Origin of the sequence: Cytobacillus sp. FSL K6-0129, assembly GCF_038007625.1 — a bacterium.
GTDB classification, from domain to species: domain Bacteria; phylum Bacillota; class Bacilli; order Bacillales; family Cytobacillaceae; genus Cytobacillus; species Cytobacillus kochii.
In genome coordinates this window covers 4,394,167-4,406,921 of record NZ_JBBOXM010000001.1, presented here as the reverse complement: position 1 = coordinate 4,406,921, position 12,755 = coordinate 4,394,167, and the positions used below count along the sequence as shown (strand labels likewise).

The following is a 12,755-nucleotide window of genomic DNA, read 5'->3' as shown; positions in this document are numbered from 1 at the left end:
TAGGGATACTTCATTTCACTTACGTCTATTAAGTTGTATTCAAAAGAAAAGGTGGGAAAATGCATGATTGAGGTAAATAAGATTTATCATTCTTTTGAAATAGGTAAAAAAGAGAAGAAAACGGTCATACCTGTTCTGAAGGATGTATCATTCCAAATTAACAAAGGAGAAATTGTATCCATTGTAGGTAAAAGCGGATCTGGAAAATCAACTTTACTAAATATTATTAGCGGATTTATTAAACCAACGGATGGTGAAGTTAAGATTAATAATCAAACTGTGACGGAGCTTTCTGAAGGAGAGTTTGCTTCCTTTAGACTTCAGCATATCGGTTTTATCTTTCAAAACTTTCAATTGATTCCAAGTATGACAGCATTCCAAAATGTTGAATTGCCGTTAACTTTTAAAGGGATGAATGAAAAGGAACGTAAACAAAAAACGTTAGAGACACTTGAGCGTGTTGGACTAGCAGAGTTTAAGGACCATTACCCAAGCGAATTATCAGGCGGACAACAACAACGGGTCAGTATTGCTCGTGCACTTGTAGTGAATCCACCTCTTATTCTTGCTGATGAACCAACGGGTAGCCTAGATAGTGACACCGAGAAAAGCTTACTCGCTTTCATTAAACAATTAAATGAAGAATTAGGGATTACTTTTCTTATCATTACTCATGATGAAGAGGTTGCCGAGTTCGGTCATCGCACAATAGAAATTGTTGACGGTCATGTATTGGAGGAAGTAGGGAAATGACATTTAAAGATCAGTTTAAGTTCGTTAGACAAAATTTAAAGAAAAATAAATCTAGGTTATTTATGACAGTACTTGCTACTGCGATTGGTGTTGCATTCTTAATTGTACTTGCCTCTGTCGGCTTCGGACTTCATAAATCGATTATTTCTGATATGATGCAAAACCAATTGGTTACCCAAGTGGAGATATACGGGAAAGAAGATTCACAAGGACTAACAAATGAAGATATTACTTATTTTGAAGAAATGGACGGAGTGGAAGCCGTTACCCGCAGGAATGAATTGGCGCAGATGCCTTTCTTCCAACTAGATGACTATACATCTAATACGAATGCCATCGTCACACACTTTCCATCAGAGATTAAAGCAGACTTCAAGCTCGCCTCTGGGCGCTTACCTGAGGGGGAGAATGAAGTTGTTGTCGGTTATCACTTTACTGAAAGCTTAATTAAAAACGGTGCTAACCCTGAGAAATTGTACGATGATGAAGGAAATATCAACGAGGACTATGTCTATACTGATGACTTGCTAAATAAAGAAATGGACATGGAAGTCATTAAATTAACAGATGGGAAAGAAACGAAGAAAACCATTTCTGTTAAAATTGTAGGAATCGCTGAAAAGCCTGCTCGCGATTGGGCATATGAAGCACATGTCTTTATTTCCGAAGAAATCTTACAAGAAGTTGAACAATTCACTGGCGTTATGCGCGGGGCCACTGAAATGTACGAAGGCGGCGAACTTGACGCCAAACAATCGGAAGACGTCTATGATTATGTAAAAGTATACGCAAATAACGTTCAAGAAGTAGAAGGAATTAACAAGACACTTGAAGATAAAGGCTATATGATTTATTCGATTGCCAATGAAATGAAACAAATGAATGTCATCTTCCTTATTATGAAAATTGGCCTTATCTTTATTGGTACGATTGCATTGATCATTGCATCTATTGGTATATACAATACGATGACAATGGCTGTAACGGAAAGGGCACCGGATATCGGTATTATGAAAGCGATTGGTGCACATCCACATACAATTAAAAATATCTTTTTATTAGAAAGTACTTATATCGGCTTATTAGGCGCCATCTTTGGGACGATTGTTGCTTATGGTGTCAGCTTCCTAGTCAATTTATCTGTACCATTTATTATTCAAACAGCATTTGATGAGGCAGCTCCAGAAGGACTATTATTGTCATATATCCCTTGGTCACTGACCCTTATTAGTGTCGGTATTTGTTTACTCGTTACCGTATTCTCAGGTCTCCGCCCTGCAAAGAGAGCAACAAAAGTGGATGTTCTTAAGGCGATGAGAAGAGAATTATAATCAAAATCAGTACCATAACAGGCCACCCTAAAGCCAGTTTTGAGCATTTCTTCATTTGCACAACTGGCTTTTTCTTTTTTTATCATTTCACTTAAACCAATTCGCCCCTTCATCCATATGAAGAAAAGGAATATCCGTGTCCACTTTACCAGTCATTCTCTCGATTGATAACTCTTTTCCTAATAGCCAAGAAGCAAAGTCAATCTCATAAGGTTGTTGATTTCCTCCCAATGCCATCCATACTTTTAGGCTACGCGGAAAATATACAGATGTATGAATAGTCCCCGCCCAGCTTCCATACAAATCAGAAAATACACCTTTACCTATACCATTCATCAATTGAAAAGCTTGCTCTGGACTACTCATTGCTGCGCGATTTTCTTCCATAACAGCTAAACGACGCTTTGAATCTGCTAATTGATGACGGTTTTCTGATAAGAGTTTCTCAAAATGGTTTGTACAGGATAGAGTTTCACGCACTGTCACTTCTCTTGGGGTGGTTTCCACTGCCGCACTTCTTCCCTTTTGATCATGAACAACATAAGTAAAGGAATGACGATGAGGAATTTCTTTTAACATCGCAACTGCTTCTTCAACATCTTGACATGACTCTAAAATAAGTCTGCCAATCATACAACAAATAAAACCATCACCTGGTCTTCTTCTATTCATAAAGTTATAGCCCATTGCTAAACCACACTCATTCATACCATCCATTCGCCCTGTTACTCGTTGCGATGGACCAATCATACTATAGCCCATTCCATCAGTCGGTTGGAATAGTGTATATCGCCCTTCATATGTTTTGGGATGATAATCATAATTGCGGATTAAATAATCCTCACCTATATATATAGAACAGCCTGATTTATGATGATTCACGCGATAGCCACCGTATTCTTGTAATACCCGCTCTATTGGCCATTCTAATGCCTCTTGTAAACCCATTAGTTCATCCCAAACACCTGGAGCAAAGTGTGTAATCATCGACTTTGCCTCTTCTACATTGATAGTAAAGCGTGGCTTCCTTACCTTCCACTGGTCTTCTCTATTTTTCACGGACAATGAGTCCTTTAATAACTCCCCTTGCAAGAAACCATAATCATAATGATTGCCTCTAAATTGAATAATATCACTATAGATTTTCTTCATATGTATCCTCCTCACAGTTGCTCTCAACATAAGCATACTGGAAGTCCTTCGGAAAATAAAGACAACTCGCCAGTGCAAATTAAAAAGCAGGGAACCATTAACTTTTCAACTAATATTCTACTTGTTGTGTTCATAATCATTAATGTAAACTCCTTCCATTTCATTCTTTTGCCAATACAAAAAAAAAAACGAACAAAGCTATTGAAATAGCATTTGCCCGTTTTAATGCAAGAACTTCTTTATATCGTTTTATTAATATTTCTCCCAGACTGCCTCTCATAATTGCGTATAATCATGCTATTTCCCTTCGTCATGGCGAATCTTTCATAGTACGGAACTAAATCATCATCACAAGATAAGTCAATCATATAAATATCGCTCAGTTCCTGTAGCATCATCTTTACAAGTGTTTCTCCAATACCTTGCTGTTGATAGTCTGGTCGTACTTCTAGCAGCGGAATGTATGCCGAGATCACACCATCACTGATAGCTGTAATAAAGCCTACGACTCTATCGTTCGTTTCATCAATGGCCACAATCGCTTTATAGCTATTGTGCATTAGGTATAGATGCGTTTTCGGTTGCGGATAATTCCCCCATCCCACAAAAAAACCTGATAGCATGTCTATCGTTATATCTTGTAGATTACTCGTATATATCATTCTTTAACCCCTTTTCTCGTTAGATTAGGCTGAAAAGAAGATATATATTGATTCATATAATAACAAACAACTTGCCCCTTTCTTACTCTCTCAACTAACTATTCTACAGTAACCCTGGTTATCCTGCCTTCAGTATTAGTTTGAAGTAAACCATTTGTATAACTGTTGCGATTCAATAGTTAGGTAAACATTCGTATCTTTTCTAAAATCGATTACACCAGCCTGAGAAGTATTGACACGATCCGCTGTTAATTTCCAAACTTTTGGTCCAGCGTAATATTCATGATCTGTCACGACTTTATACCATGTATTGCCACCCTCTTGTGATTCTGTTATTGTAAAATTACCGACCTTTTTCTCGAAGTCCCCATTACCTTCTCCCATTTTCACTTCAATGACCTTATTACCTTGGTCATTTTTATAAAAATTCACTTCTTTATTTGCTGTTGTTCTGATATCCCCTGAAGGTGTTGCCTTAAAAGCGATTGAACCAGTATAATACGGAGGTCCTTCCTCTTCATCTACTTGAGTAGCGACAACTTTCAGTTTTAAATTTCCTGTTTTCCCTTGGAAGTTAATATCATTATCACCATGTGGCCACCTTGCGAAAATACGAAATTGCTCGTTATCCACTGTCGGTTTAAATGTTGAAGTATGATCGATTTCCTTCCACTCCCCATTCACTTTTCTTTCTAATGACAAAACAATTGGCGAATTGCCATTGGCAGGGAATAATTTACCCGATGGAATTAAATCTACTTGATACTCAACGGGCACCTTCGTATCATTTTTTTGAATTTCAAAAGCATAAACTTTGACAGGATCCATCCCTGGGTAAAAATTCTCACCTAAGGAGAATTGTCCATCCCCAATTGTCTCACCGCTTTCATTCACTGCGTTCACATTAAATTTTGCAGCTTGAACTGTGTTTCCTGTACTCGTAAAGCTTTTAGAAAAATAAGCAACTGTCCCAAAAATAGCTGTAGCAATTAATAATAATGCCAATGAACTTAACGATAATTTTGTTTTCAACTCTTCTCCCCCTCAAATTCATTTATGATTTTTTTGTTCCTTTTAAATAGCTTGTCTGAAAAAATAATGGCAAGAACAATGAAAAACATCAAACTTAAACCAATTGGACTGATCAAGAATTCAGCAATAGAGCCTACTTTCGGCAACACCCATTCTACTTTACCTGTTAGATGTTCAGACCGTATCTTCGTCTCATCCTCAGTATTATTTGCATCGCCTTTCGTCTTAAAAAATGAGCCAGATTCATCCTTAGCTACTTCAGTTACTCTGTGAGTGACAAAGTCTGCCCCATTTCGGTATGTAATCACATCATTTTCGTTGATTTGATTAAACGTAGATTGTTTAACCACAACAACATCACCTGGTGAGATACTCGGCTCCATGCTTCCTGTTAATACAATAAGAAGACTTCTCCCAAATAGAGATGGTGGCTTTTCTTGATTTTGGTCACTAGTGATTAGCGTGTATAAAGAAAGAACACCTAATAAAATGAGAAGGACAAATAAACTATTACCAATGACCGAAATGACCTTTCGAATACTTCCTCCTCCCTTCTCGTTTCAATTGTTCTTCAATTAAGAATAAATATAGTAATATTAGGAAAATATGACAAGAGAGTAAATACCTAAATATTCAGAAATTTAAGTATAAAAATCAAAACCTGTAACAAACCACTACTTTTTACCTAATGATTTATTATTCCTATCTTATCATTCGTTTACGTAACAATTTGCTATAAAAGTAGAAAAAAGCCCCTGTCTTCAAATGATATAGAGGGCTTTTTGGACTATTACTATTTATTCATTTATAATTCTGTTCTAATCATCCATAACTCAGGGAAGAACTGTTGATCAATGACTTTCTTTAGATAACCGACGCCAGATGAGCCACCTGTACCTTTCTTGAAGCCTATTATTCTCTCTACTGTTTTCATATGCCTAAATCTCCATTGTTGAAACGAATCCTCAATATCTACTAGTTTCTCTGCTAATTCATAGAGCTCCCAATACTTCTCGTTATTTAAATACACCGATTTCCATGCTTCTTTAACCGATTCATTATATTCATAAGTATCTTCTACATCTCTACAAAGTATCGTCTCATCAATTGTTAATCCATTACGCTGTAAACAATGGATACTGACATCATAGAGACTTTTTGCTGCATATGATTTCAACAACTCTTCTTTCAAGTCAGCATCTTTTTGATAGATTTTTAGCACATGCGGTGTTTTATACCCTAGTGCGAATTCTATCATACGATATTGATAAGATTGAAAGCCTGAAGCTTGGCCGAGGAAAGGTCGAAACTCGATATACTCAGATGGTGTGAGAGTAGATAGAACGTCCCAAGCCTGTATAATTTGAGATTGTGTTTTCGTTACCCTAGATAAGCATTTTTGTGCTGTCGACAAGTCATCAGCTTCAATGGCTGCAATACTTGATTGAATTTCATGTAAGATAAGTTTCATCCATAATTCAGATACTTGATGAATAATAATAAACAACATCTCATCATGGTGACCAGACAACCTTTTTTGCGCGCCCAGTACTTGATCTAGTTGCAAGTATTCACCATATGTCATATTCTCATCGAATGCGGTATGTATCCCATTTTCATTCTCAAACGGGGGCTGCCCCTGTTTATTTGTCATCATGCACCCCCTCCTTCTAATTTTCTTATTACTGCTCTTACTGGACTGCCATCCCCGCCTTCAATTCTTAGTGGAAGAGCAATCAGTTCATAGTCTCCCTGTACAATATCATGAACAACGATATTTTCTAGTATATGAATATTATGTTGATGGAGCTTATGGTGAATAGGTAATGCTTTACTATCCAATTCATCCACTGACGGAAAATCAACACCAATCAGTTCCACCCCACATTTTTTTAAATATAACGGGACATCTTCACTGATGACAGGGACCCTTGTTGGAAAATGCTTTGGCTTAGGCTCACTACTCGTTTTGATTAATAGTCGCTTTACATTCTGTAATGGGAATTGGTCTAATAAGGCGGTTGTGATTCTTTCTTCACCTGATAAATCAATCAGTTTAGCTCTACCAATATACAAATTAATATCTAATTCATTTGTCTTTTTACCATCTTCTATAAAATGAAACGGTGCATCTACATGGGTACCGATATGTATACTTGTAGACAGTTGACCAATATTAACCGAACCAGTCTCTTCTCTCGTTGCAGATAAGTTAAAAGAAAAAGCTTCATCTCCTGGCCAATGTGCCATCCCATTGTGCAGTGGCTGAGAAATATCTATCCAATGTCCCATCAGGCAATCACTCCTCGTATATTTTCGAACTTTTTATATGTTTCCTCTTCCATGATTTTCTTCAATATGTTTATTGCACGCCATACATCTTCAAACGAATTATATAAGGACACAGGTGCTAAACGGATTCCATCTGGCATGCGAAAATCAGGAATAACACCTTCCTCCTTTAAAGCTTTGCAAATTCTCGCAGCCTCTTTATGCCCAAGTAAAATATGTGCCCCTCTACTCTCATCCGTGCGGTTGTATAGTTGAAAGGCAAAAGGTTTTAATTCATAGTGAATTAAGTCCATCATATAATCTGTTAATTGCAAAGACTTTTGCCTAATAGCATTAATCCCAACTTCATCAAACATAGAAAGCGCTCCCAATAATGGTGCCATACTTAAAATTTGTGGCGTGCCCATTTGATATGCACTTGCGTCATCTGCTACAGTCATCTCATGTTCCATGTCAAATTGCTTCTGTTTATGAGAACCAAACCAGCCAGCTAAGCCAGGAGCTGTTCCATGATGACATTCATTGATATATAAACCACCTACAGCACCAGGTCCACCATTTAGATGTTTATAATTGCACCAAAAGGCAAAGTCAACATTCCATTCTGTTAATGAATGGGGAATGGCTCCAATGGAATGACATAAATCAAAGCCAATTAGTATGTCTCTTTTATGAGCTTCTTCGACTAACCTTTTCATTTGGAGAATTTGTCCACTTCGATACAATACACTAGGTAAAATAATGAGTGCAATTTCTTCATTCATCGCTGCAATAATATCTTCTTCGCGAATAAATTGACCATCTCTACTTTGAATACTAATAAATTGTTCCTCTGAATAGCCTCTCATACGAAGATGACTTTTGATCGCATAAATATCAGACGGAAAGTTTAGCTCATCCGCGATAATTTTATTTTTACCTTCTTTTGGTTGGAAAAAGGTAGCTAATATTTGATGCAAATTAACTGTCGTAGAATTAGATGCGATAACTTCTGCTTTCTTAGCTCCTACGAGCTTGGCCAAGCTTTCCCCAATTGTTTCGGCCATATAATACCACGGAGCCCCTCCCTCGGTCCAACCATCAATTGCGTATTCCTTCCATGATTGAATTACTTCATTTAGTGATTTTTCAGCTCTTTTAGATAATAACCCTAAAGAGTTTCCATCTAGATATATTAAATCGTCTCTCAGGTAAAATTCCTTACGATATTTTGCCAGTTGATCTTGTTGGTCTTTCTCCATTGCAAACGCAAGTGAGTATCTGTTCAAGCAAACACAACCTTTCTGAAAATTATCTATATCGCGAAAATTATAGCTAACTTCTTTCATCTTTGCAATGAATAACCGTTTAAATCATTTATGTCAAAAAACGCACAATCTAATTTTGCTTACAAATTGTTAACCTATTTTGATATAATAAGTAGTAATACACTATTAGGGGGAACTATAGATAATGAAGAAAATTTTTGCAGCTATACTTACTGCAGCACTTGTCTTTTCACCAGTAGGAACAACAATCTTCCAAGACCAGGTTTCAACTGTTGAGGCGAAATCTTATAAATCAGGTAAAAAAGGTGTAAACTTTAATAAAAGCACGACAAACAATAATAACCAATCGAACGTTCAAAATAATCAGCAACAAAAAAACAACACAGCAACAAATCAACAACAAAAGAATAATGGTGGTTTCTTTTCTGGCGGATTAATGAAAGGACTTATGTTAGGTGGACTAGCGGGATTATTATTTGGTGGCCTGTTTGGAAATATGGGTATGTTAGGTAGTATTCTTGGTTTACTTGTCAATGTTTTAGCTATCGTCTTTGTCATTATGATTATTCGTAAAATCTTTACGATGATTAAAGATAAAAAGAAAAAACAGGAACCAAATCCATGGAACAATTAATTATTCCTGAACAAGATATTGTCAATGCATTATGTGTGTACATTTCTCGTAAAAAACAAGTGAAGCTAGAAGAAGTCGAAATTGAGCTCATGTATGATGACGATTATGGTTTCTCTGCCGAATCTCATGTTGGCGGCCGCAAGCAAGTCTTGATTACAGCGAATATGATCGAAGCATTAAGATTATGGTTAGATGAATTTCTTAATCGCGATCCATATGCAGGTATAAACCTCGTACTCGACGATGAACAAGGAATTATCGCTGTTGTACAATAAACAAGTTTTGTAAAAAGAGCATCCGTAAAGGATGCTCTTTTATTATTGGTATATAAGTTAAATCACCTTTGTTTGTTTAGTGATTACTTCTTTTTCTTTTGCTGGTTTTTTTGACCAGTACGTAGCTAAAATAGGACCCGATATATTATGCCAAACAGCGCCTAAAGCACTTGGAATAGCGGCAACTGGACCAAAGTGAGCAGTTGCTAACGAAACACCTAACCCTGAGTTTTGCATGCCCACCTCAATAGCAATCGCTCTTCTCGTACCTTCATCCATTTTGAAAAGCACGCCAGCCATGTATCCTAATAGTAAACCTGCTGCATTATGGAGCATCACCGCAATAAAGACAGAAAGCCCAGAAGAAGCAATTTTCTCAGCATTCCCTCCTACAACAGCGGTAACGATAATAATGATTGCTGTAACAGAAATAAGTGGAACAACGTTTATACTTTTTTCTACGATAACCGGGAATATTCTCTTCACTACTAAACCAAGTATAATAGGAACGATAATTACTTGAACAATTGATACAAACATACTCCACGCATCAACGGGCATCCATTGACCTGCTAGAGCTAAAAGTATGAGCGGTGTAGCTATTGGTGCAATCAAAGTGGATAACGATGTCATTGTTATCGATAAGGGTACATTTCCTTTTGCTAAATACACCATGACATTAGATGCTGTACCACCCGGGACTGACCCTAATAATACTAATCCCGCTGCTAATTCTGCCGGTAATTGCATAAGGTAGGCAATAGCGAAAGCTGTCAAAGGCATGATTGTAAATTGTGCTACAAAGCCCAGTAAAACTGGGAGTGGGTGAGAAAATACTAATTTAAAGTCTACCGGTTTTAATGTTAAACCCATACCGAACATGACTACGCCAAGTAACAAGGTGATATATCCACCGAAGACTACGAATAACGGTGGATAGAGATAAGCCACAACTGCAGCAATAATAACAAGAAAAGCAAAATACTTTCCTGCGAGATTACTAACGGTTTCCAGAATCTTCAATTAACTCTCCCCCTCCGAATTAAAAGGAATAACCTTATTTGGGTTTAAGATGTGATTTGGATCTAAGACATTCTTAATGTTCCTCATCACTTCTAATGCCTTCCCATGCTCTTGTTCTTGATATTTCATCTTTCCTACCCCAACACCATGTTCGCCAGTACAAGTGCCACCCTTTTCTAAAGCATACAAGACAAGTTGTTCATTGAAATGTTTAGCTTTGTTTACTTCTTCTTCATTATTCAAATCAATCATCACAAGCGAATGGAAGTTTCCGTCTCCTACATGTCCCGTCAGGCCACCAATTAAATTAATCTCATCTAGGCATTTTCTTGCATAAGTAACGGCACCCGCTAATTCTGAGATCGGTACACATACGTCTGTTACCATCATTTTCTTTCCTGGATAACCGTGTACATAAGCGTAGGCTAAATTATGTCTTGCATCCCATAAAAGGTTACGAGCAGCCGTATCTGTTTCAAATGTTATATCTTGACAATGGAAATCAGCTACAATTTCTCTCATGAATTCTACATCTTGTTGAAGCCCTGCTTCATTACCATGAAATTCTAAAAATAGCGTTGGCTTAATCTCGTAATTAGTCTCACTAAAAAGATTCACTTGATTAATTGAAGCTTCATCTACCAATTCAACTCTGCCAATCGGAATGCCAGCTTGTAGGATACCAACTACAGCACCAACTGCATCATCAATTGTAGGAAAGGTTGCTCTACCAGCCATTTGGAATTCTGGAATACCGTACACTTTTAACGTCAACTCAGTAAAGCAGCCTAAAGTCCCTTCTGACCCGACAAATAGTCCATTTAAATGATAGCCAGAAGAAGATTTGGCGGCTAAACTACCGGTATGTATGATCTCCCCATTAGCTAAAACCACTTCTAAATCTAGTACTTGATCTCTCATTACACCATATTTAACTGAAGTGGTTCCACTTGCATTGGTTGCTGCCATCCCGCCTAATGTAGCATCAGCACCTGGGTCAACAGGGAAAAACAAACCGTATTTTTTTAACTCTTTATTTAGTTGCGAACGTGTCACACCAGGTTGAACTTTTACTAAAAAGTCTTCTTCCTTAACTTCTAAAATTCTATTCATTTCAGTAAAATTCATCGTTATTCCCTTTTTGTAAGGAATGACATGTCCCTCTAAACTCGAACCAACCCCGAAAGGAATAATGGGCGTTTGGAATTCTCCCGCCTTTTGTATAATTTGACTTACTTCACTAGCATTTTTGGGATAAACAACAATATCAGGATGACTACCTTTATGATAGGATTCATCTTTACTATGTAAGTCAAGAATGGTTTCATTAATAGATACTTGTTCATCTGTTAAAAAGCTCAATAAAGCGCTTACTAATTCTTGATTATTCGTTTGACTGCCCTCTGTTGTTTTCATTGTTTAGTCTCTCTCCTTACAAATCAAAATTGTACAGACCAATTATTGAATTTTGAGAAAATTGGTCTAACATGTTCTCATTGTACAAGAAAATTCAAAAAAATCAATAATTAAAAATTTAAAATTGCTGCATTTTCCCTTTTTTTGTATGATGATATGAAAGGGAGTGGAAATCATGTCGCAAAAGAAAAAAATACATATGATTATTACAGAACAATTAGAAGGATATATTATCAATCAACAACTATCATCAGGAGATCGCCTCCCCCCTGAAAGAGTACTTGCAACTCTCTTTTCCTCTAGCAGAACATCAATTAGAGAAGCATTGAAAATTTTAGAAATGAAAGGTGTCTTAGAGATTCGGCAAGGTAGTGGAACATACATTAGATCAGTTGATTGTTTAACTTCTGAAGCACCTATCCTTTCTGCTAATCCGAAGACAAATATATATGAAATGTTAGATTTACGAAAAGTTTTAGAAGTGGAGTGTGCTGGTTTGGCATCATCTAGAGCGACATCAACAGATATAGCCAATATCCGCCATTCGCTTTTAGCGATGGAAACGGCATCCACGCCCGAAGACGGCATCCACGCGGATTTTCAATTTCACTTACATATCGTTTATGCGTCACACCATTCTATATTTATCAAACTTATGAATAACCTTACTGAACATATGAAAAATACTATAAAAGTAACGAGGTCAAACCGGTTTGCAGAAGACAATAAACGGGAAAAATCTACTATGGAAGAGCACCGTGATATTTATTTAGCAATTGCATCAGGAAATGGGAATGAAGCGCGGCAATTAATGAGTAACCATATTAATAGGGTAAGAAAAGAATTAAGCGAATCAATGCTTTTCAATGAACAAGCAGAATCCTACTTATAAATAATAAAGTCGGCTAAAATAAACC

Annotated in this window: 14 protein-coding genes; 5 read left to right on the top strand and 9 right to left on the bottom strand. The window is 36.9% G+C overall.

Annotated features, from left to right (window positions below):
• The first annotated feature begins 63 nt into the window (after positions 1-63).
• Both MHI57_RS22425 and MHI57_RS22420 read left to right on the top strand, forming a co-directional pair.
• Entirely contained in the window at positions 64-753 is a 690-nt protein-coding gene (locus tag MHI57_RS22425; RefSeq protein WP_095370041.1) for an ABC transporter ATP-binding protein, read from the top strand.
• Positions 750-2,084: an ABC transporter permease gene (locus tag MHI57_RS22420; protein ID WP_340978222.1), complete on the top strand. Its 1,335-nt coding sequence runs from the start codon at positions 750-752 to the stop codon at positions 2,082-2,084. Before MHI57_RS22425 ends, MHI57_RS22420 begins: the two co-directional genes overlap by 4 nt.
• Before the next feature lie 87 nt (positions 2,085-2,171).
• Here MHI57_RS22420 and MHI57_RS22415 read toward each other — a convergent pair whose 3' ends face one another.
• The 7 genes from MHI57_RS22415 to kynU all read right to left on the bottom strand — a co-directional run bounded on the left by MHI57_RS22415 (position 2,172) and on the right by kynU (position 8,463).
• Complete coding sequence (locus MHI57_RS22415) at positions 2,172-3,236, bottom strand: C45 family autoproteolytic acyltransferase/hydolase (protein WP_095370043.1); 1,065 nt, start codon at positions 3,234-3,236, stop codon at positions 2,172-2,174.
• Between the two features lie 239 nt (positions 3,237-3,475).
• The gene (locus MHI57_RS22410) at positions 3,476-3,898 is read right to left on the bottom strand and encodes a GNAT family N-acetyltransferase (protein WP_095370044.1); all 423 of its coding nucleotides are present in this window, start codon (positions 3,896-3,898) and stop codon (positions 3,476-3,478) included.
• Between the two features lie 135 nt (positions 3,899-4,033).
• Positions 4,034-4,930 (bottom strand): hypothetical protein, encoded by an 897-nt coding sequence (locus MHI57_RS22405; protein ID WP_180316991.1) that lies wholly within the window; start codon positions 4,928-4,930, stop codon positions 4,034-4,036.
• Complete coding sequence (locus MHI57_RS22400) at positions 4,927-5,448, bottom strand: signal peptidase I (RefSeq protein WP_322910077.1); 522 nt, start codon at positions 5,446-5,448, stop codon at positions 4,927-4,929. Before MHI57_RS22400 ends, MHI57_RS22405 begins: the two co-directional genes overlap by 4 nt.
• Positions 5,449-5,735: 287 nt before the next feature.
• Complete coding sequence (gene kynA / locus MHI57_RS22395) at positions 5,736-6,584, bottom strand: tryptophan 2,3-dioxygenase (RefSeq protein WP_180316992.1); 849 nt, start codon at positions 6,582-6,584, stop codon at positions 5,736-5,738.
• Entirely contained in the window at positions 6,584-7,222 is a 639-nt protein-coding gene (gene kynB, locus MHI57_RS22390) for an arylformamidase (protein WP_095370048.1), read from the bottom strand. The genes kynA and kynB overlap by 1 nt, the downstream gene beginning before the upstream one ends.
• Positions 7,222-8,463: a kynureninase gene (kynU, locus tag MHI57_RS22385; RefSeq protein WP_307318066.1), complete on the bottom strand. Its 1,242-nt coding sequence runs from the start codon at positions 8,461-8,463 to the stop codon at positions 7,222-7,224. The genes kynB and kynU overlap by 1 nt, the downstream gene beginning before the upstream one ends.
• A gap of 211 nt (positions 8,464-8,674) precedes the next feature.
• Here kynU and MHI57_RS22380 point away from each other — a divergent pair, with 211 nt between their 5' ends.
• Together MHI57_RS22380 and MHI57_RS22375 are read left to right on the top strand one after the other, a co-directional pair.
• Entirely contained in the window at positions 8,675-9,124 is a 450-nt protein-coding gene (locus tag MHI57_RS22380; RefSeq protein ID WP_095370049.1) for a hypothetical protein, read from the top strand.
• Positions 9,112-9,399 (top strand): YxcD family protein, encoded by a 288-nt coding sequence (locus MHI57_RS22375; RefSeq protein WP_224935623.1) that lies wholly within the window; start codon positions 9,112-9,114, stop codon positions 9,397-9,399. The genes MHI57_RS22380 and MHI57_RS22375 overlap by 13 nt, the downstream gene beginning before the upstream one ends.
• A 57-nt stretch (positions 9,400-9,456) precedes the next feature.
• Here MHI57_RS22375 and MHI57_RS22370 read toward each other — a convergent pair whose 3' ends face one another.
• Positions 9,457-10,422: a bile acid:sodium symporter family protein gene (locus tag MHI57_RS22370; RefSeq protein WP_307318035.1), complete on the bottom strand. Its 966-nt coding sequence runs from the start codon at positions 10,420-10,422 to the stop codon at positions 9,457-9,459.
• Positions 10,423-11,838 (bottom strand): FAD-binding oxidoreductase, encoded by a 1,416-nt coding sequence (locus MHI57_RS22365; protein WP_095370052.1) that lies wholly within the window; start codon positions 11,836-11,838, stop codon positions 10,423-10,425. It abuts the gene before it with no gap.
• Positions 11,839-12,013: 175 nt separating this feature from the next.
• Here MHI57_RS22365 and MHI57_RS22360 point away from each other — a divergent pair, with 175 nt between their 5' ends.
• Positions 12,014-12,730, top strand: a complete 717-nt coding sequence (locus tag MHI57_RS22360; RefSeq protein ID WP_340978211.1) for a FadR/GntR family transcriptional regulator — start codon at positions 12,014-12,016, stop codon at positions 12,728-12,730.
• Positions 12,731-12,755: the final 25 nt, after the last annotated feature.